A 20792-nucleotide genomic window follows, 5' to 3' on the forward strand; every position below is an offset into this window, starting at 1 on the left:
AAAAATTTAGAACTATGAAAATTCATTTAAATCGTAAAAATGATGCTGTACATTTTGAAGCATCAAGCGAGCTATCCTCCATCAAAGTGAACATAGACGGCTCAGAAAGCATTGGTGGAGAGGGCAAAGGCGTTCGCCCGATGGAGCTGGTTTTGATGGCACTTGGATCGTGTAGCGTATTCGACCTCAGTACGATACTAAAAAAACAACGGCAGACGATAGAAGATATTCAGGTTGAAGTGGAGGGTACACGCCGCGAGGAAATCCCCAACATATTTACGCAGATCCACATCACCTTTACACTTCAGGGCGATATCGACGAAGAGAAAGCCCAAAAAGCAGCCGAATTAGCCGTTAAAAAATATTGCTCCGTGCATGATATGTTGGCAGCAGGCGGCGTAGATATTACCTATAGCATCAGATTCGCGTAGCCTGATCTTTGCTCCATACTTTCTCTGCCCATCGCCCGACAAACCAAAACGAAACGGCCAGCAACAGGAAGAAAATGGTCCGGTTGATATTGTCCCAGAGGTATTCCACAAATCGGGTATAGAGGTTGAGAATAAAAAACACAAAACCGATATCTCTGGACACCGTATCTTTGGTTTTCATCCCGTAAAGAGCAAGTGCCAACGATAGCGCGACAGCCAACACCCCCCAGTATAAAATGTGGTATTGCCTAACCTGCGTCCAGGCGTCAAAACTACTGTAGTTACCAAAGATTGATAAGCACCACAGCGCGATCATAGTGTACAGCAGCCCCACCACATAGCTGGTAGATTGAAAAGGCTGAAGGGGTTTCACCTTCGGTTGCCCCCATAGAGAAAAGGCCGTCAACAGCAGCCCAAACAGCGTGAAGCGCAAGGGATAGTTCATTCCCCAAAACTTAAACCCCCAGTTACTGTGCGAGGCGGTTTCTGTAGCAAACCAAATACCCAACGCCACCAGTGTAAAAACCCAGATCAATTTGGAGTTCAGTTTGACAGACAACACGGCATAAATCACAATAGATAATAGAAACAAAAGCGTATACTGGCTTGTGCTTCGATCGAGCACCTGCCCCATAAAACCTATACAAGCGGCCGTAGAAAAAGAGCCGGCAAGCATCATGGTCTCATTCGAAAAGGTTTTCTCCGGATATTTCTTTTTGTTGCGGAAACCTAACAAGTAAAACAATACAGCCAATCCTGCGAAAAATAAACAGAATACAATATTGGGGGTCTCGTAAAATTCTTTGACGAACGTGACCAGCGCATCGTCTGCAAAGAGTGACAACACCGAAAAAACAAGGGAGACCAAAGCCACCCAAAACGCATATCGCGCAAGGATTTTCCATTCAAATCCTTTCTCATCAATAGACAGCTTCAGTTCTTCCACTTTTGCGGCATCAAGCAGCTCAGTGTCTTTCCAGTGGGTGAGCACATGCTCTACCAACTCCTTTTCCTGCTTTGTAAGGTCTATTTTTTTAACCATGCGTTCCCCGTTAAGATATCCAATAATACAAATTATCAGCCAAAGAGTTCACCTATCATTTAAATTTCACAATTTATCATTTCCACAACCCGCGGGGGTATTTGTCCGTTTAAATTTCTGTACCTTTGTAACTTGCAAAATTCAGAACAAAATAGAATGAGTTCCTCCAAGCAGCACAACCACATTGATTTAGGTGAACAGAAAGAAATAGAGGTATTCGGCGCCCGTGTACACAACCTAAAAAATATTGATGTTAGTTTTCCGAGAAACGAGCTTGTCGTCATCACCGGCCTTAGCGGAAGCGGCAAATCATCCTTGGCTTTTGACACCATCTATGCCGAAGGCCAACGCCGCTATATGGAAACCTTTTCCGCATACAGCAGGCAATTTCTTGGCGGTATGGAGCGACCAGATGTAGATAAGATATCAGGATTAAGTCCGGTAATTTCAATCGAACAAAAGACCACAAACAAAAACCCACGCTCTACGGTAGGCACCATCACCGAAATATATGACTTTCTTCGCCTCCTATATGCGCGTGCAAGTGAAGCCTACTCCTACGCTACGGGCAAATTGATGCAGCGCATGTCTGAAGAGCAGATTGTGGATAAGATCATGGACGAGTTTAAAGATGAGCCGATATACATCCTAGCTCCGGTGGTAAAAGGCCGTAAAGGGCATTATCGCGAGCTGTTCGAGCAAATCCGTAAGCAGGGCTTCACCAAAGTGCGTGTTGACGGAGAAATACTCGACATCGCGCCTAAGATGCAGGTCGATAGGTACAAAATCCATGACATCGAAACGGTAATCGATCGCCTATATGCTTCGGAGGGCGATAAAAAGCGCTTGTACACCTCGGTGATGCAAGCGATGAAAACAGCAAAAGGAATTATTAAAATTGCCAATAAGGAAGGTCGCGAACATTTCTTTAGCCGTTACTTGATGGATGCCGAATCCGGCATCTCCTACGATGAACCGCAGCCAAACACCTTTTCGTTCAACTCCCCTTATGGGGCCTGCTCGCGATGTGATGGCCTAGGCTACATTTTTGAAATCGATAAAGCGATTGTCATACCCGACAAAAAACTGAGCATACAAAAAGGCGCTATTTTGCCATTGGGAGCCGCGCGTGAATCATGGACCTTTCAAGTGGTGAAAGCCGTAGCGAAAAAATTAGATTTTAGCATGACCACAGCCATCGAGAAGCTCAGCGATGAACAACTCGATTTGCTACTCTTTGGCGGAGAGGAGCCTATCGGCCTTACCGTGTCATACGGCAGCTATGGTTCCAGAGAATATAAGGTGCAGTTTTCGGGTATTTTTAAAATGCTCGAAGAAATCAATGGCAAAGGTGGAGATGACGCGCCGGTTTTGGACGACTTCCGAACAAAAGTAACTTGCCCGGTTTGTAAAGGAGCCCGACTGAAAGAGGAATCTTTGCACTTTAAGGTTGATAACAAAAACATTTCTGAGCTGGCAGGCATGGATATCGATAGCCTGCAGGAATGGTTTACCGGCATTGAAAAACGATTGAATGATCGGCAGAACACCATTGCTGCAGAAATACTGAAAGAAATTCGGACCCGAATAGGTTTTCTGCTCGATGTGGGGCTAAGTTACTTAACACTAGACCGCTCATCAAAAACATTATCCGGCGGTGAAGCACAACGTATACGCCTAGCGACACAAATAGGTTCACAGCTGGTTAATGTGCTTTATATCCTGGATGAGCCCAGCATTGGGCTGCACCAACGCGACAACGAGCGGCTGATAAATTCGTTAAAAAACTTACGCGACATTGGCAACTCGGTATTGGTCGTGGAGCATGATAAAGATATGATTCTCCATGCCGATTATGTGATTGATATGGGCCCGGAAGCAGGTGTGCATGGTGGCAGTGTTGTCGCGCAGGGCACACCGAAGGAGATTATGCAAGCGGATACCTTGACAGCCAGCTACCTCAACGGCCAACGGGAAGTCGCTATACCGAAAGAGCGCCGTGCCGGCAACGGAAAAACGCTAGCCCTGAAAGGCGCTACCGGAAATAACCTGCGCAATGTAAGCGTTGATTTCCCATTAGGTAAGCTGATATTAGTCACCGGAGTTTCCGGATCGGGCAAGTCCAGCTTAATAACAGGCACCCTATACCCTATCTTAAATAAGCACTTTTTCCGGGCAAAAACAAACCCGATGCCTTATAAATCTATTGAGGGGTTGGAACACTTAGATAAGGTTATTGAGATCGATCAAAGCCCTATTGGTCGCACACCACGATCAAACCCTTCTACCTACACGGGCGTCTTTTCCGATATCCGGACGCTGTATGTACAACTGCCGGAAGCCAAAATTCGTGGCTATAAACCTGGTCGTTTTTCATTCAACGTCAAAGGTGGCCGTTGTGAAACGTGTCAGGGCGCCGGTATGAAGATTATCGAGATGAACTTTTTGCCAGATGTGCAGGTGCCTTGTGAAACTTGCCAAGGCAAACGCTACAACCGGGAAACCCTTGAGGTTCGTTACCGGGGAAAATCGATCTCCGATGTGCTGGATATGAGCATCGATGAAGCCGTCGATTTCTTCGAAAACATCCCATCTATCTACCGCAAAATAAAGACGCTGCAGGATGTAGGCTTAGGATACATCACGTTAGGGCAATCGTCGACCACGCTTTCCGGCGGTGAAGCACAACGTGTCAAACTCGCTACCGAACTTTCGAAGAAAGATACCGGAAACACATTTTACATCTTAGATGAACCAACGACAGGTCTACATTTCGAGGATGTCAATGTGCTACTTGGCGTAATCAATCGCCTTGTAGACCGAGGCAATACCGTATTGATCATCGAGCATAATTTAGACGTGGTAAAAACGGCGGATTGGGTTATTGACATGGGCCCAGAAGGCGGAAAGAACGGCGGACAGCTAATGTTTGCCGGAATACCAAACGACCTGATCAAACAGAAAAAGAACGAAACAGCACGGTTTTTAAAACTAGAGATGGCGTAAGCCCTCTCTAGTTTCTTCTACAACACCCGCTCAAACTTCCCAAACAGCTTCCAAAAATGGGCGGCGTTCCCGGCACTGTATACCTCTTTTTTCCAATCGTTTAAAACAAGCGCAATCTCTTTTCCTGAAATTTCATACCGTCCGAAAAAAGGTGTTGCCCCACCGAAATAACCGAAATGATCGTTCAACGTATGCAATATATCAACCGTCACCTGCTCCACAAATAATATCATATGCTCGTCAAAAGCAAATCCCGCCGGATGCGGAACGAATGAACTATTCTCGATCGCTAGAAATTTGTTATTACTATCTACAGGCAAGTGTATGGCTGCACGATTTTCCAACGTATTGTCCCCAGCAGTATACTGTCGAAAATATTCCCGATCCAAATAAGGAATCTTCGCGAAGCTGCCAGCATCGACAATTACCGACTCAACAGGAAAGTAATCTTCGAAATTTAAAATCTCATTCACGGTAAGCTGCTTCTCCAGCAGCTCAGCAATGGGTATGCTAAAATATTTTGCAATTTGCAGCATGATTTCTATTTTCGGTTCTGCACGCCGCTCTTCGTAAGACGATATATTACCCCGTGTTAGTCCAAATAGGTCTGCAAAAGCCTGTTGACTCAGCCCCTTCACATTTCTCAGCTTCTTAATATTATTCCCAATTTGGCTCATTTAAAAAAAATTTTCAAAAAAAATTGTACACCCTATTGCAAAATTATTTTGCATTACCTATCTTTATGCAAAGAATATAAGCAAATATACAATTTAATTAGCCAATGCACTTTAATAAGATTGAAAAATATATAGAGAATACCGGTTTCACCATCAGCAAGAAGAATGAACAAGAGGGTTTGTTTATTATTGAAAGCGATGCCGATGGTATACGCAACCTGATCATCGGAGTTGCTCCACCTGTCATCATCTTCGAACTCTATCTCTTTTCATTAGCTGAGGACCGTACGGAAATCTTTAAAGCTTTACTTATTAAGAACCGGGACATTGTTCATGGGGGCTTCGCTTTGACGGAAGACGGGAAGAAAGTCATCTTCCGATACACATTGCAGGTGCACAATCTTGATCAAAACGAATTTGATGCAGCCGTTAATTCATTGTCATTGCTGCTTAGCGAATACTACGAACAGCTTATACAATTTTCAAAACCATAACGTGATGAATATTTTTAAAAGAATTTTAAAGATCGGGCAGGCAGAGATCCATGCATTGGTAGACATGATGGAAGACCCGATCAGCCTAACCGAACAGGGAATCCGTGACATGAAAAAACAGCTCCATGAAACAACCGAATCTGCCGCCAAGGTGAGGGCCTCCATTATTCGAACAGAAAATATGATTGTGGAAAAAGAACAGGAGACAGCACTGCTAGCCGACAAAGCAAAATCAGCTTTGACTAAAGCTCAGGAAGGCGAACTAACACCCGAGCAAGGCGAAAAATTGGCCACAGAAGCGCTCCTGATCAAAAAAAGAATGCAAGCGGATGTGCAGGCACTGCGCACAGAGATCAACGAATATGAAATCAAACACGAGGAGATCCACAAGCATATCGACATATTAGAAGTTAATATTTCCAAATGGGAAAAAGAACTCACCACCCTACGTGCCAAGCAAAAAGTGAATGAGGCGGCCTCCCTCGCGAACCGTCAAATGGCAAATATTGATAGCAACAGCACGTTAGATATGTTGCATAGGGTAAAGAACAAAGTAGCAAATGATGAAGCCCTTGCAGAGGCCTATGCCGAAATTGCCCAGAGCAAAATCGAACTGCCCGACGAACGCAAAGCTGTTCATGATGAATTAGCCGCGCTAAAAAAACAAATGGGGATTGACTAACAAGCAATATCCAGGATCGCCAACTGCACATACAAACAACCTGGAAAGGCTATACAGCAACAAAACACAAACCAAACGAATATGAAAAAATTTGAATACAAGACCGTAAAAGTAGAGCCAAAGGGATTTTGGCAAACGAAATTAGATCCGGAAGAGCTTGACAAAATACTAAATGCACTCGGCCAAGAAGGATGGGAGCTTGTCGGCATGCAAGACCTGGCCGTCAACGGTACTTCATGGACGTTCCACTATACCTTTAAACGATCCCTTGATTAAAAAAATCATTTCACATGGACGCTATCTTACACCTGCTATTCAACCCGCTACCAAACGCCATCATGACGGTGTTAACCGGTATCTCCCTGCTGTATTGGCTTTTCACCATGCTCTTGGGCGATGGCTTTGATTTTGGCGATGCCGATGCAAACGTCGATTTCGACGGTGCAGACGTCCACGAGGTAGACAGCCCCGACGATGCCCAGGTGCATAGCGATGGCGAAACCTCCTTATTTTCAAAAGCGATGAACTTTATCAATATTGGAAAAGCACCTCTGATGGTCATTGTAACCCTGTTTAAATTTATCGGTTGGCTGATCACCATTGCCTCTTCTCTGGCGCTAAATCTCGCCCAGTTCGGATGGAAATCTGTCCTGGTCTTGATCCCCATCTTTATACTCACCTACCTGCTGATGCACTACGTCACCATTCCGGTAGCGAAGTTATACAATAAGGTAGGCTACACCGGCGAAGAGCCCCACGATTTCTTGGGCCGCAGCGGGAAAATGCGCACCTCTTTGGAAGGCGACCGCATCGGCTCAGTAGAAATCATTATCGACAGCGATGTGATACGCCTCAATGTGAAAAGCCAAGACGGGAATAAAATCGCATACGGTGATTCCGTTGTCATCACCGGAGAAACAGCAGACAGAAAATATTATTACGTAAAGAAAGAAATAAACTTACACACCCTTTAAAATCTATTTAAGTATGACAAGCAACCCTTTATTATTTGTAGATGGACTCACCGGAATCGTATTGATTGCCGTTGGCGTCATCATATTCCTCATTTTAGCATTCTTCGTGGTGCTGAGCATGTTCTATAAAAAGATCCCACAAGGAAAATCCATCGTGAGGACAGGTATCGGAGGCTCAAAAGTCGCATTCAACAAAGGCATGTACGTTGTCCCGGTTTTTCATAAGATGGAAATCATGGACATCTCTGTAAAAAAAATTGAGATTGCCAGAATGCAGCATGATGGTCTTATTTGTAAGGATAATATCCGAGCCGATATTAAGGTCGCATTTTTTGTACGCGTTAACAAGTCTGTGGACGATGTCATCAACGTGGCGCAAAACCTGGGTTGCGATCGTGCTAGTGAGCCCGAAACATTGAAGAATATTTTCGAATCAAAATTTTCAGAAGCGCTAAAAACAGTGGGTAAGAAATTCGATTTCATTGAATTATACGAGGCGCGCCGCGAGTTTCGCGACGAAATTCTAAATATCATTGGTACCGATCTAAATGGTTACATTTTAGACGACTGTGCGATTGACTACCTGGAACAAACAGAACTACGATTCCTAAGTCCAGATAACATCTTGGACTCTGCCGGGATCAAAAAAATCACGGAACTGACTGCACAGCAAAATATGAATGCCAACCTCATTCGCCGTGAAGAAGAGAAGGTCATCAAAAAGCAAAACGTGGAAGCTCGGGAAGCAATTTTGGAGCTAGACCGACAACTGGCAGAGAAGGAGGAAAAGCAACGCCGCGAAATCGATAACATCAAGGCGCGCGAAGACGCTGAAATCACGAAAGTACGCGAGGAAGAACGTCTGAAATCAGAAACCGTACGTATCGCAACGGAAGAGCAACTGGCTATTCAGGAAGAAAATAAGCTCCGCCAGATCATTATTGCAGAGAAAAACAAACTGCGCACCGACGCCATAGAAACCGAGCGTGTAGAGAAAGATCGTGCCTTGGAGGCTACAGAACGCGAGCGTATTGTCACCTTGGCACAGATCGATAAAGAGCGTTCCGTAGAGACCGAAAAGAAAGGTATACAAAACGTGATCAAAGAGCGTGTTCAATTGGAAAAGGGCGTTATCGAAGAACAACAGTCTGTCAAAGATGTGGAGATTTTCCGTGAAGTAGAGCGGAAGAAACAAGCGGGTGTTATTGCGGCATCGCAAGAAGCAGAAGAACGGTTAATCGCAACGGTCAAAGCGGCAGAAGCAGCGAAGATTGCCGCCGAGCAGGAAGCCGAGAAAAAAGTGATCGACGCGGAAGCTTCTCGCCAGATTGCCGAGAAGAAAGCACAAGAGCTGCTGATTGAAGCAGAGGCAAAAAAGGAAGCATCAGCCAAAGAGGCCGAAGCGCGCAAAATCATAGCGGAAGCACAAGCGAAAGAAGAAGCTGCTATCGGCCTATCAGAAGCGGAGGTTATGATCGCAAAAGCGGAAGCCGAAGAGAAACAAGGAACAGCAGAAGCAAGCATCATCGAGAAGAAAGCAGCTGCATTCCGTACGGAAGGCTTAGCACAGGCAGAAGTGGTTCGTGAAAAGGCATTAGCAGAAGCGAAAGGTATTGAGGAAAAAGCCGCAGCTATGAAGCAGCTTGACGGTGTGGGCAAAGAGCACGAAGAGTTTAAACTGCAACTGCAAAAAGAACGGGACATCGAACTGGCGCATATCAACATACAAAAGGATATTGCTTCAGCACAAGCCGGAGTATTATCCGAGGCTTTGAAATCGGCGAAGATCGATATTGTCGGTGGAGAAACTATGTTCTTCGAAAACATCGTCCGCCAGGTATCCAATGCCAAAGGCTTTGACCAGCTCATCAACAAATCAAGCCATGCAACGGATATTAAAAACTCCTTGCTAGGAGAAAACGGTAGTGGCGATATTGCAGAGAAAATCAGAGGACTGGCTGATAAATACGGCATCTCTTCAAACGATATCAAAAACTTAACAGTATCCGCTGCCTTACTAAAATTACAGCAAGCTGCCTCGGCAGATACTGCAGACAGTGGATTTATTAGCTCGTTGTTTGGGCTAGCGAAGAACTTGGGCGTAACGAACCAAAAACTGAGTTAATACGAGATTTTCGGATGGGACTGCGTTGACACGAGCATGCACGTCATTGCGAAGAGGAGGAACGACGACGACCGCCGGAGGCAGCTCCGAAGGAAACCAATCTTACATTTGAAAAAATGTAGATTGCTGCGTCATACTTCCTCGCAATGACGCCTTTTTCTCGTCAAGCACTGACCGTCCTGGACCAAACTCATCCACTTTTTACTGTACGCTTATCGATAAAGAAGATCCTGAAAGATTTTTTATGGAAGAAACAAAAGAAATTAAACAAGATACCCTCGACCAAGGCGCATATGAAATTATACGCAAGCGGCTGCTAACACAGCGAGACGAGTTAATAAAAAGGCTTAATGCCTTAAATACGGCTAGAAAAGAAGTCTTCAATGCCACGGCCTTTGTCTTGAAGGCAAACCAGCGCATCACTACCGAAAACAATTGTGTAGCCCGTGGCATTATCGCTTTAGATACGGTTTGCATCTTTGGATACAACGTGCATTTCGGACTGCGCTCGGAAATCAGATTGGAAGATGTATTCAGCATCTACCTATTTGAAAATAACCAATTTGTTCCGCAACCGCTCGATCTCATTAACGACCCGGCGTTTATTGCCGACTACCAAAATTTATATAAATACTACCGCGACTCTATTTTCGCGCGCTTTCGCCGCACGGAAAATTATTTGTACATGATTTTCCAAACCAGCAAAAAGACCACGGACCTGAAAGCGTTTAAATGGCTGATCAAAGATGGGCAGCTGCACTATCAGGATGACCGCAGTATACACGACGTACGACTGCCTGAGCAGTTTGAATTCGAATGGACCAAAACCACACTGGAAGATCGTCGATTAGGAAAATTTCCACACATCTCTATCCGGGATAAGGTCTTTATTGAGGCGCTGCATGGCGATATTACCTTTAAAATCGAGGATAATACGGACAGTGGAAAAGGCATTTATGCAGAAAAAGTAACCAATCTGGATCAGCAACTGGATGATGCGGATTACTATTATGCAGACCTTGGAAACCTCATCGCCATCCGGATCAAACCTTACCAAGAAGAGATGCGCGCCTACGTGTTTAACCAACGCACGAAAGAAGTCATCAATCTAAAATCGCTAAACGATTCGGCAATATTACTACCCGATAATCAAGGAATTATCTTCTCAAACGGCTATTACCTGCAAAACGGCACACATAAGCTCTTCGACGGCGTTCTTGACGATGTAACCTTTCTACGTAAGATAGCGTCTCCAAATGGGGAAGATTTTCTGTACGTATTCACACAATCCGAGACCAACACCTATGTGTTGATGTCTTACAATATTATCCAGCAAGCTGTCGAAACTCCCATAATTTGTAATGGCTTTACCATTTTTCAAGACGGCAGTTTGACATATTTCCGGACGGAAGCGGAAGCTACCCGGCATCATCAAGTCCAAATTTGGGAAACACCCTATATGGCGCTGTTGCAGGAAAACGAAGAAAAGAAGAATGACCCACTTTATAAAGTGGGCAACAAGCAGATTGTACAGGCCATGGCAGAAGCCCAGGAAGTGATACAATTGGTCTATAAGGAAGACAGCTACGAGGGGCTTTATGAAGACATCTTAAAGAAATCCACCAGCCTGCTTGACTCGTATTTCTGGATCCAGGATGAAGCCTTGAAAAAACTAGGCGATCCACTGAAACAAATACAAGGCATCGCCAATACCGCCATTGACGAATTTGTCAAGGTGCAGGCACAGCGAAAACATGCTGACGATGCCATTTTAGCCGTAAACAAAAAGCTGGAAGAACTTCAGTTTTTCCAAAACAGCAGCAGTTTCAGCGAATTGGATCAGTTGGTTAGCCAGCTCGCAGCGGCGCGGCGGTTTATAGGCGAGGTGATCGAACTCAAAACGGTCAGATATGTTGACCTATCGCGAACGGACCAGATATTAGCACAACTGGATCTGCTTACGGCAGACCTGTCGGAACGCACCATCGGCTTTCTCTTACAAGACAATGCCTTGCAAAGCTATGAAAAGCGAGTTGCACAACAACGCGCGGCAGTAGACGCTATCGAAAAAGCATTTGACGCACGCGCCATAGAAGAAACGAATACAGCGATCTCCAGCGAGTTGGAATTGCTTATCGACATCTTGAACAGCCTGAAGATTGAGGATGCAACCCAGACCACAAAAATAGTCGAGAAGATCTCGGTGATCTTCTCCTCCCTCAACGAAGTTCGCGCCCAGTTAACGCGTAAATTGCAATCGTTGCGAAGCAGTGAAGCCACTGCCGAATTTTCTGCACAACTGACCCTACTTGAACAGTCTGTGACCAACTACCTCGAGCTCTCCTCCTCGGCAGATAAAGTCGATGAATACTACACCAAGGTCTTGGTGCAGCTGGAAGAGCTGGAAAGCAGGTTCTCCGAATTTGATGATTTTGCCCTAAAAATAGCCGACAAGCGCGACGAAATTATCAAAGCATTTAACAGCAAGCGCGAGCAAATCGTAGAACAGCTCAATAAAAGGAGTCTTTCCTTGGAACAGATCGGCCTACGCGTATTAAAAAACATCGAAAACAAATCGCTGACGTTTAAGAGCCGGGAGGAAATATCCAGCTTTTACGCAGCCGACTTGATGATTGATAAGGTGCGACAGCTGACGGAGGAGCTTCGGGGGCTGAATGATGTCTCCAAAGCGGAGAATCTGGAAAACTTGCTGAAAAAGTCTCAGGAAGATGCACTCCGTACGCTGCGCGATAAGTCAGAGCTCTACGTTGATGGTGATCATATTATCGCGCTGGGCATCCATAAATTTGCTGTCAACAAACAGGCGTTAAGCTTGACATTGGTACGCCGGAACCAAGCGTTATATTATCACTTGACAGGAACAAGCTTTTACCAAAAGGTAAACCACGATGAATTGTTAAGTTATGCTGACCTGTGGGAGCAAGAGGTGATATCGGAGAACAAGGCGGTGTATCGCGGCGAATACTTAGCCTACCAGGCGTTCCTTGCATCCCAAAACAATCCTGGATTCGATGCGGAAAAGTTCATCACACAGATCACAGAACAGCAATATTCAGAAAGCTATGTCAAAGGAGTACACAATGTGGACGCCCTGCTGCTATATGGTGCACTGCAAAAGATGGATAAAAAGCTTGAGCTTCTTCGTTACGAAGGTGTGGTACGCGCTTCTGCTCAGCTATTCTGGGAAGCGCTTCCCGATGAGGACAGGAGTCGACTGAACCAACTTATTCGCGCTACGCATAGCATGTTAAAGACGTTTAGCAACTCCAAACATTACCAGTCTGCCATTGACGAAATTGCGAAGCACTACATCACTACACCGAGCGCTACTGAAGTGTCAGCAATAGATGCGCAGACCATAGCAACCTATCTTTTTGAAACATTCACGCATTACGGCAAGTTCACGCTAAGTGAGGCCGCCGACCATCTTCGACAGGAGTTCGTACGCTTCCTTGCGGATAAAAAAGCACATAAAGATTTTGATCAGGATATCCATAGCGACATCTTCGATCTTACAGAGCGTTATTACCTGTGCTTGAACTGGCTGCATTCTTTCGTCGATCAAAGGGAAAACGCCAGCTCCTTAGCCAAGTTAGTGCCGGAAACGGCGGCGGCGTTACTATTTCCCGATGCGGCATACCATCTTGTCTTCGGTCAGGATGAGGCAAGTATAGCAAATCTGAAGGGCAACCATTCGTTGCTGGAAAATGGACAGCTGATCTTGCGTTACCATGATTTTATAAAGAAACTGGAGGCCTTTAGAACGAATGATGTCCCGCGTTTTGCCGCATTCAGCCAGGTAAAGGAACAACTGAGCAAGGCATACGAGAAAGAGCTTAAAATTCAGGAGCTGGAGCCCAAAGTTCTAACATCCTTCGTCCGCAACCGCCTGATTAACGAGGTGTATTTCCCACTGATAGGCAATAACCTAGCCAAGCAGATGGGCGCCGCAGGCGACAATAAACGTACCGCGCGGATGGGTATGCTTCTACTCATCTCGCCCCCAGGATATGGTAAAACAACATTGATGGAATACCTCGCCAAAACGATGGGGCTGCATTTTGTTAAAGTGAACGGACCTACGATAGGCCATTCCATCACATCCATAGACCCGATTGAAGCAAAGACCTCTGGCGAACGGGAAGAGTTAAAGAAAATTAACCTTGCCTTTGAGATGGCAGATAATGTGATGCTTTACTTGGATGACATTCAGCATTTGAGTGCGGAGTTTCTACAAAAGTTCATCTCCTTGGCGGACGGACAGCGCAAGATCGATGGTATTTTTGAAGGCGAAAGCAAAACCTACGACCTGCGTGGGAAACGATTCTGTGTCGTCATGGCGGGAAACCCGTATACAGAAAGTGGTGCCAAATTTCAAATTCCCGATATGTTAGCTAACCGTGCAGACGTATATAATCTGGGCGACGTTATCGGCGACACCGAGCATCTTTTCAACCTCAGTTTAGTCGAAAATGCAGCCATAGAAAACAGCTACTTAGCCAAAATTGCGGGTAAATCCTTCCCGGATTTTTACGCCCTTACGGCATATGTGGAGTCTGGCGCAGCGCAGCTCCCCGATCTAGAGGGCAACTACTTGAAACAAGAGGTAGATGATTTTATCGCTGTTCTCCGCCATGTGCTAAAGATTCGGGATGTGGTAATAAAGGTCAACAAAAACTACATTAGAAGTGCTGCCATGCAAGACAGCTATCGCACAGAGCCCCCTTTCAAGATGCAGGGTTCATACCGGAACATGAGTAAGCTGGTGCCGCAAGTTATTCCCATGATGAATGAACAGGAAATTGATCAGGTTATCTTAGCGCACTATGAAAGTGAGTCGCAGACGCTGACAGCCGATACGGAAAGCAACCTCCTTAAGCTCAAAGAACTAGCAGGCCTCAGCAGCCCAGCAGAGCAAGAACGTTGGGAAGAGATTGTTGGCATATTCCGAAAAAACAACAAGCACGGTGGTCTAGGCAAAGACGATAAGGTTTTTGCGCAACTGCTGTCTTTCAATGAAAATCTGGAAGGCATAATCCAGGCTATACAAGGTAAAAGCTAATATCGGCATGCATGATACGGAGATGGTAACGATGTCACCATCTCCCTCCTGCCCCACCGCCGCCAGATGAACCACCGCCAAAGCTACCGCCGCCGCCACTGGATGACCCACCACCGCCAAACGAACTGCCTCCACTGCTCGAAGAACTCCTCACCTTTTTAGGAATAACTTCTGTTCCTAAATCTTCCGTATGCTTGCAGTGTGCACAAGTATTAAACACTTGGCGAGAGCCCGATCTGCTGTAAGTAGCTGCCTTTAATGTTTTTGTTGCGCGCAGCGTATAGGTTTTAAAACCACAGGCTGGGCAAACGCTATGCGTAGACTTGCCATCCCAACCCAGCACACGCGATTCCTTGGTTAATCTATGTATCCAAATTTCATACACCTTGGTCCCTAACGACTCTTCTTTAAGTTGCCCTGCTTTCAAGTAGCCCTTTATGGTTTTAGAATCTACCGTATCCCGGTTTTGACGTTCCCAGTTACCGCTATCATCTGGAGGCGCAAAGCGAACAGTTGTTCTTTGGTATTTTCGCAACAGCGCAAAAAAACTAAACAGCATCAAGGGCGAGAACAGGTAGGGCACAATGGCGGCACGCTGGAATTGTTTGAGTGCATTCAACTTATTTTCCTCATCTAAGAAAGATGTTTTGATGCCCGTCCGTACCTCATACAGCTTAAATAGCAGGACATAGCTGGCGCAAAGCGCTAACATATAGGGAACGACAGAAGCGCTGAAAAAGACATTCCCGCCTCCGGAGAAAACTCCGGAGAATAGCAGGACAAACAGCATCGTGAAACCAGCGGCTGGTATGCTGAGCAACACATACACGAACCAGCCACTACAACCCTTAGTCTTTTTATCCTTCTCCTTGCCGCGGTATTTTTTTCCAAGCCTATGCACCCAGAAATACAAACCTATATACAGAAATAGTACAAATACCGCCGACAAAAAGCTATTATTGCGTAGGCTGACAAATGGTCGCGCCTCTGGCATCATCCCTGCTAATTCGGCCTGCACGTCATCCGCCTGCAAGGCTTGTTCGATCACTTTTGACGCGGCTAACACACCTCCATCATAATCTCCGTTCCGAAAGTTGGGCACCAACTCTTTTTCCCCTATTCGATGGAGGTACACATCAGGAAATATTCCTTCCAGGCCGTAACCCGATACGAAACGATACTCTCGTCTATCTTTAGCAACAAAAAGCAACAACCCACTATTTGCATTGCTTTTTCCTATGCCCCAAGTATTAAACAGCTGTAGCGCAAATTCGAAAACATCATAGCCTTCAAAATCATTCACTACAACGATGGCATACTCGGTTCCTGATTTACGTTCTATCGTGCTGGCAAGCGCATTCAACTCATTCTCTGCAGCAAGCGAAAGTACCCCGTCTGGGTTACTGACGAACACATCCTGACCTTGCGCTTTCGGCGAGGGCAATGTCGAAACGTTATGTTGGGCAAACGCAGCAATTGATAAGTGAAGTAACGGTAAGAAGATGGATAGAAACATCCATCTAGAAGTAAAAGCCTTTCGAATAGCGTGCATATAATAAGTACTAAGGTGCAGAAGTTTACGAAGTCTAGCCTAGCAAAAATCGTGCAGTACCTGGTCCTGTCATCTCGCCTACACTAACTTTTTGAAGTTCGGTTTCTGCCTAAATTTTCGCCATCATTTTTGTAACTTTGCTCTCGTATGTCAGATATTATTCAGTTGTTGCCCGATTCGGTCGCCAACCAGATTGCTGCTGGAGAGGTGGTTCAACGCCCCGCCTCTGCCGTAAAGGAATTGGTTGAAAATGCTATTGATGCAGGAGCAGATAAGATCAAAATTATAGTAAAGGATGCAGGAAAGTCGTTGATTCAAATCATCGACAATGGTTGTGGTATGAGTGTGACGGATGCGCGCCTTTGTTTTGAGCGACATGCCACCTCGAAAATACGCAAGGCGGAAGACCTATTTGCCATACGAACCATGGGGTTTCGTGGGGAAGCAATGGCTTCCATTGCGGCCATTGCGCAAGTGGAATTAAAAACGCGCCGCGTGGAAGATGAGCTGGGTACCGTCGTAGAAATCGAGGGCTCGAAAGTCGTAAAACAGTACCCGGAAGCGCTGCCCGCCGGGACAACCATTTGCGTGAAGAATCTGTTTTACAACATCCCCGCACGCCGGAATTTTTTGAAGAGCAATTCGGTAGAAATGCGCCATATCATCGATGAATTTCAGCGGATAGCATTGGCACACCCCACCATTTTCTTCAGTCTCCATAGCGATGGTAACGAACTTTTCCATTTGCCATCGGAAACGTTAAAACAGCGCATCGTCCATCTTTTTGGAAATAGCTACAACCAGCGGCTAGTACCTGTCGAGGAGGAAACGACCATTATCTCTTTACGAGGATTTATTGGTAAGCCCGAATACGCCAAAAAAACACGTGGCGAACAATTCTTTTTTGTGAACAACCGCTTCGTCAAAGATCCGTACCTCAATCATGCGGTGATGAATGCGTACGAAGATATCCTGCCATCCGAAACATTTCCACTTTATGTTCTGTTTATCGATATTGATCCCGCGAAGATCGATATCAACGTACATCCTACAAAAACAGAAATTAAATACGAAGATGATAAGGCGATCTATGCCATTTTACGTTCGGCGCTGAAACGCTCCATTGGCCGCTACAACATCGCTCCAACGCTAGACTTCGACCAAGAAACAAGTTTTACGAATTTGATAACCAGCAAACCGCTGGAAGAGATCCAAGCGCCCACCATTTCCTTTAATCCAAACTTCAATCCTTTTGAGAATCCCAAATCCACGGCCAGTTCGCGCTCGTCGGCCTATGCGGAAGGTTTTGAGAAAAAAGCAGGAATACCACAAAACTGGGATACTTTATATAAGATATCCCAACAGGAGCCTACGGAACAAATCTCATTAATGCCGGATGAAAATTCCTCAGCGACGAACGCAACAGCTCTTGAAGCGGAAACAGAAAAAAAACTAGCCGTAAAAAAGCAGTTTTTCCAGCTTCACAATCGCTTCATCGTCTCGCAGATACATTCCGGTTTTATCTTGATCGACCAGCAAGCCGCACACGAACGTATTTTATACGAGCACTATATCGAACAATTGGAAAACAACCAAGGCATCAGTCAGCAGAGTTTATTCCCGCAAACGGTGGAACTGAATAGTGCCGATTTTGCGTTGATGGAAGATATTTTGCCTGAAATCCAGACCTTAGGCTTTCAACTACGGCCATTTGGAAAAACAACGTTTATTGTAGACGGGATTCCGGCCGACCTAGGCACCGGTATCAATGAAAGTAAGATTTTAGAGCAACTTCTAGAAGATTTTAAAAACAATAAGGACGCCCTTCAACTTAATAAGAGAGATAATCTGGCCCGCAGCTTGGCAAAAAATGCTGCGATCAAACCCGGCACATCATTGGACAATCAAGAAATGGCGGAGCTGATCGACAATCTTTTTGCTACCGAATCGCCAAGTATTTCCATATTTGGAAAACCTATTATCGTGACGATAACGCTGCAGGAGCTTATGGAACGCTTTAATAAAAATTAAAAACACTGACTTTATCAACATACTTTATTTATAACATATGTTTTCAAATCTAACACCCGTAGTAAAGAATCTTCTGATCGCCAATGTTATATTTTTCATTGGCTCTCGCTTACTTCCTGGGTTGTACATATATTTACCAGCGTTCTACCCCGATTCGCCAAACTTCTATATCTGGCAGCTAATTACCTATATGTTTATGCATGCCGATATCGGGCACATCTTTTTCAACATGTTTTCGATGTTGATGTTTGGCCCTATTCTCGAACAAACATTGGGTTCAAAACGCTTTTTAAACTTCTTTCTCATCTGTGGCTTAGGTGCACTCGTTTTACATTTTTCAGTAGACGCCATCAATATATATCAGGCTACTGGCCATCTTTTTCCACTTAAAAGCGGCGTCTCGCTTGAAAATGCAGGCGCTTTCCTACAACCTATCTACCGCACCCCTATTTTGGGTGCCTCGGGTTCTGTATTTGGTATTTTATTAGGCTTCGCCTATCTGTATCCGAATATGAGGCTGATGCTCTTATTCCCGCCCATACCTATTCGTGCAAAATACTTAGTCGGTGGCTTAATCGTTATTGAATTGTATATGATTATCACAAAGTCTGGCGGCAATATCGCCCATATGGCTCATATCGGTGGTGCTCTTTTCGCTTTCCTGCTGATGAAATTATGGGGCATTCGTAAAGGCTATTAGTATGAAAGAAAGCGTGTTGAAAGCATTTTGGCGGGACACCTACCAAAGTCGGTCTCCAATCCCGTTCATCATCTCCGTGCAGGTGCTTGTCTTCGTTTTGATTCATTTATTCGAACTTCTTGTCGACTTGAATGTCGTTCAATTCTCCTTGGAGGAATGGATAAGCACGCACCTTACCTTACCCCTTTCACCCACCCGCTTTATACAGCAGCCCTGGACAATCGTAACGTATTCATTCATCTATAAAGGGCTCTTTCAGCTTCTTTTCGATTGCCTGTGGTTGTATTGGATAGGCAACACCTTTCTGAACTTCTTAACCACCAGGCAGTTCTTATTTTTATATAGTTCAGCGGTGCTCGTAGGTGGCATGCTCTACCCGCTATTCGGGTTGATTCCTGCCTTTCATACAAACACACCCTTGTCGTTCTACGGAGCTTCCTTTGCGCTAGGCTCCATCGTAGCGGCTATAGCCACACTCGTTCCGAAGTCTGAAATTAGGCTATTGCTATTTGGAAATGTCTCTTTTAAAAACCTAGCAATTGTCTTTATTACACTGTCTGCAATATTGATCGGGATGGTCAATAAAGCCGGTGCAGTCACTTTCCTATGTACTTCTTTCTGGGGGCTATTTTTTGTCCGTGCGTTGCAACAGGGCAACGACTTCAGTTTATTTTTTCAATTTAAAAAGAGGTCAAAACTTAAAGTAGTACACAGCAAAGGGATACGATCTGCACATACTTACCGGCATCAATCCGATCTCCCTAATCAGGAAGAAGTAGACGAGATATTAGATAAAATTTCGATAAGCGGTTACGATAGCCTAACCTCTCAGGAGAAAGAAGTGCTATTCAAAGCAAGTAACGATGAGAGGTAATATGGCAAAGAAGCGCGTCTTTAAAAAAGATCTGGGTTTTCTCAGCAAAACGGTATTTATTTGCCACGTGCTGGCCACATTGTTTCTATTGTTGAGCTATGCCGCATCGTTCATTAATCCTAAAACATTTTGGCCGCTTGCTTTTTTTGGGTTAGGATATCTCCCGATCCTGCTCGTCAATGTTGGCTTCGTCATTTTCTGGGTGCTGCGCAAGCCCAAAATAGCACTATTTATGTCGTTGCCCATTTTACTGGGATGGAATTTACTAAACCAACACATGGGCTTCAACAGCGCGCAAACCCATGCTGTAAAACCGGATAGCGCCATGCGGATCATGACCTTCAATGCACATCTTTTCATCGACATGGAGCAACTTCCATCTGCCGATGTGAAGAGCGATGTCATCGCCCTGATTAAAAAAACCAACCCCGACGTGCTTTGTTTCCAAGAGTTCTTTTCTAAAATAAAAGGAACGAAAAAAATGACGCAACGCATTATGGAGGAAGCCGGCTTTGAAGATTATTACTTTGAAACCGCCATGAAAAGCGAACATGAAGGTTATGGGCAAATTATATTCTCTAAATATCCTATCGTTCATTCCGGTACCATCACGAAAAACGAATACGGGATAAATCGAATTATCTTTGCCGACATTGTACGAAACAGCGACACAGTTCGAGTGTACAACGTTCATTTGCGGTCATTTGGCCTCCAAACAGAAGACAAGGAATTCATTCAAAACCCTTCCCATACCGCGAATGAAGAACATGCGACAAGAAGAGTGGGCAGGAAATTAAAGTATGCTTTCGAGGGGCGTAGCCGACAGGCCGAAGCCCTTCGCGATCATATGGATAACACACGTTATCCAATTATCGTTATGGGCGATTTCAATGATACCCCCATGTCTTACAGCGTAAACCTTATCCGTAAAGGGCTGAAGAATACATTCCGAGAAAAGGGGCAAGGCTGGGGTGTTACCCATTATGAAATGCTGCCGTTATTCCAGATCGATTACATCTTTTGCAGCGAAACCTTCAACGTGCAGCACTATAATATCGTCAAAGAAAAGCTATCCGACCATTACCCGGTTTGGGCTGATATTGTGCTGCAATAAATGTTAA

Annotated in this window: 15 protein-coding genes; 12 read left to right on the top strand and 3 right to left on the bottom strand. The window is 45.0% G+C overall.

All coding sequences use genetic code 11. The annotated features are described in order from the left end of the window. The first annotated feature begins 14 nt into the window (after positions 1–14). A complete protein-coding gene (locus B0I21_RS17110) occupies positions 15–431 on the top strand; it encodes an OsmC family protein (protein ID WP_133641700.1) in 417 nt (138 codons plus the stop codon). Here B0I21_RS17110 and B0I21_RS17115 read toward each other — a convergent pair. Next, positions 418–1473 (bottom strand): DUF2157 domain-containing protein, encoded by a 1056-nt coding sequence (locus tag B0I21_RS17115; RefSeq protein ID WP_133641701.1) that lies wholly within the window; start codon positions 1471–1473, stop codon positions 418–420. The two genes, B0I21_RS17110 and B0I21_RS17115, sit on opposite strands and share 14 nt — an antisense overlap. 156 nt (positions 1474–1629) lie before the next feature. Between B0I21_RS17115 and uvrA the strand changes: the two genes are divergently transcribed. Continuing rightward, the gene (gene uvrA, locus B0I21_RS17120) at positions 1630–4479 is read left to right on the top strand and encodes an excinuclease ABC subunit UvrA (protein WP_133641702.1); all 2850 of its coding nucleotides are present in this window, start codon (positions 1630–1632) and stop codon (positions 4477–4479) included. 17 nt (positions 4480–4496) lie between these two features. Here the strand turns inward: uvrA and B0I21_RS17125 are convergent, their stop codons facing one another. After that, positions 4497–5156: a helix-turn-helix domain-containing protein gene (locus tag B0I21_RS17125; protein ID WP_133641703.1), complete on the bottom strand. Its 660-nt coding sequence runs from the start codon at positions 5154–5156 to the stop codon at positions 4497–4499. Positions 5157–5260: 104 nt separating this feature from the next. On the opposite strand from B0I21_RS17125, the gene B0I21_RS17130 reads away from it, so the two are divergent. From B0I21_RS17130 to B0I21_RS17155, 6 genes are all read left to right on the top strand, one after another. Beyond that, positions 5261–5650, top strand: coding sequence for a type III secretion system chaperone family protein (locus B0I21_RS17130; RefSeq protein WP_133641704.1), 390 nt, complete (start codon positions 5261–5263; stop codon positions 5648–5650). 4 nt (positions 5651–5654) lie between these two features. Continuing rightward, positions 5655–6332: a PspA/IM30 family protein gene (locus B0I21_RS17135; RefSeq protein WP_133641705.1), complete on the top strand. Its 678-nt coding sequence runs from the start codon at positions 5655–5657 to the stop codon at positions 6330–6332. A gap of 81 nt (positions 6333–6413) precedes the next feature. Further along, positions 6414–6608, top strand: coding sequence for a DUF4177 domain-containing protein (locus B0I21_RS17140; protein ID WP_133641706.1), 195 nt, complete (start codon positions 6414–6416; stop codon positions 6606–6608). A 14-nt stretch (positions 6609–6622) separates the two neighbouring features. Next, complete coding sequence (locus B0I21_RS17145; protein WP_133641707.1) at positions 6623–7306, top strand: DUF1449 family protein; 684 nt, start codon at positions 6623–6625, stop codon at positions 7304–7306. Positions 7307–7319: 13 nt separating this feature from the next. Beyond that, complete coding sequence (locus tag B0I21_RS17150) at positions 7320–9431, top strand: SPFH domain-containing protein (protein ID WP_133641708.1); 2112 nt, start codon at positions 7320–7322, stop codon at positions 9429–9431. Positions 9432–9675: 244 nt separating this feature from the next. After that, positions 9676–14514 (top strand): DNA repair ATPase, encoded by a 4839-nt coding sequence (locus tag B0I21_RS17155; RefSeq protein WP_133641709.1) that lies wholly within the window; start codon positions 9676–9678, stop codon positions 14512–14514. Between the two features lie 34 nt (positions 14515–14548). Here the strand turns inward: B0I21_RS17155 and B0I21_RS17160 are convergent, their stop codons facing one another. Beyond that, positions 14549–16066 carry a TPM domain-containing protein gene (locus B0I21_RS17160; protein WP_133641710.1) on the bottom strand — a complete coding sequence of 506 codons (1518 nt, stop codon included), beginning with the start codon at positions 16064–16066 and terminating at the stop codon, positions 14549–14551. A gap of 147 nt (positions 16067–16213) precedes the next feature. On the opposite strand from B0I21_RS17160, the gene mutL reads away from it, so the two are divergent. Genes mutL through B0I21_RS17180 form a run of 4 tightly spaced genes read left to right on the top strand, consistent with a single transcriptional unit; the run spans position 16214 to position 20785 of the window. Further along, positions 16214–18097 (top strand): DNA mismatch repair endonuclease MutL, encoded by a 1884-nt coding sequence (gene mutL / locus B0I21_RS17165; protein WP_133641711.1) that lies wholly within the window; start codon positions 16214–16216, stop codon positions 18095–18097. Between the two features lie 37 nt (positions 18098–18134). Then, complete coding sequence (locus tag B0I21_RS17170) at positions 18135–18797, top strand: rhomboid family intramembrane serine protease (protein WP_133641712.1); 663 nt, start codon at positions 18135–18137, stop codon at positions 18795–18797. Position 18798: 1 nt separating this feature from the next. Continuing rightward, on the top strand, positions 18799–19671 hold the full coding sequence (locus B0I21_RS17175; RefSeq protein ID WP_133641713.1) for a rhomboid family intramembrane serine protease: 873 nt from the start codon (positions 18799–18801) through the stop codon (positions 19669–19671). A 1-nt stretch (position 19672) separates the two neighbouring features. After that, on the top strand, positions 19673–20785 hold the full coding sequence (locus B0I21_RS17180) for an endonuclease/exonuclease/phosphatase family protein (protein ID WP_133641714.1): 1113 nt from the start codon (positions 19673–19675) through the stop codon (positions 20783–20785). Positions 20786–20792 lie beyond the last annotated feature (7 nt).

It is taken from the genome of Sphingobacterium paludis (genome assembly GCF_004364125.1).
Classification (GTDB): domain Bacteria; phylum Bacteroidota; class Bacteroidia; order Sphingobacteriales; family Sphingobacteriaceae; genus Sphingobacterium; species Sphingobacterium paludis.

Coding starts and splice junctions, on each gene's coding strand:
- B0I21_RS17110 (WP_133641700.1), top strand. CDS start 15: ATGAAAATTCATTTAAATCGTAAAAATGATGCTGTACATTTTGAAGCA.
- B0I21_RS17115 (WP_133641701.1), bottom strand. CDS start 1,473: ATGGTTAAAAAAATAGACCTTACAAAGCAGGAAAAGGAGTTGGTAGAG.
- uvrA (WP_133641702.1), top strand. CDS start 1,630: ATGAGTTCCTCCAAGCAGCACAACCACATTGATTTAGGTGAACAGAAA.
- B0I21_RS17125 (WP_133641703.1), bottom strand. CDS start 5,156: ATGAGCCAAATTGGGAATAATATTAAGAAGCTGAGAAATGTGAAGGGG.
- B0I21_RS17130 (WP_133641704.1), top strand. CDS start 5,261: ATGCACTTTAATAAGATTGAAAAATATATAGAGAATACCGGTTTCACC.
- B0I21_RS17135 (WP_133641705.1), top strand. CDS start 5,655: ATGAATATTTTTAAAAGAATTTTAAAGATCGGGCAGGCAGAGATCCAT.
- B0I21_RS17140 (WP_133641706.1), top strand. CDS start 6,414: ATGAAAAAATTTGAATACAAGACCGTAAAAGTAGAGCCAAAGGGATTT.
- B0I21_RS17145 (WP_133641707.1), top strand. CDS start 6,623: ATGGACGCTATCTTACACCTGCTATTCAACCCGCTACCAAACGCCATC.
- B0I21_RS17150 (WP_133641708.1), top strand. CDS start 7,320: ATGACAAGCAACCCTTTATTATTTGTAGATGGACTCACCGGAATCGTA.
- B0I21_RS17155 (WP_133641709.1), top strand. CDS start 9,676: ATGGAAGAAACAAAAGAAATTAAACAAGATACCCTCGACCAAGGCGCA.
- B0I21_RS17160 (WP_133641710.1), bottom strand. CDS start 16,066: ATGCACGCTATTCGAAAGGCTTTTACTTCTAGATGGATGTTTCTATCC.
- mutL (WP_133641711.1), top strand. CDS start 16,214: ATGTCAGATATTATTCAGTTGTTGCCCGATTCGGTCGCCAACCAGATT.
- B0I21_RS17170 (WP_133641712.1), top strand. CDS start 18,135: ATGTTTTCAAATCTAACACCCGTAGTAAAGAATCTTCTGATCGCCAAT.
- B0I21_RS17175 (WP_133641713.1), top strand. CDS start 18,799: ATGAAAGAAAGCGTGTTGAAAGCATTTTGGCGGGACACCTACCAAAGT.
- B0I21_RS17180 (WP_133641714.1), top strand. CDS start 19,673: ATGGCAAAGAAGCGCGTCTTTAAAAAAGATCTGGGTTTTCTCAGCAAA.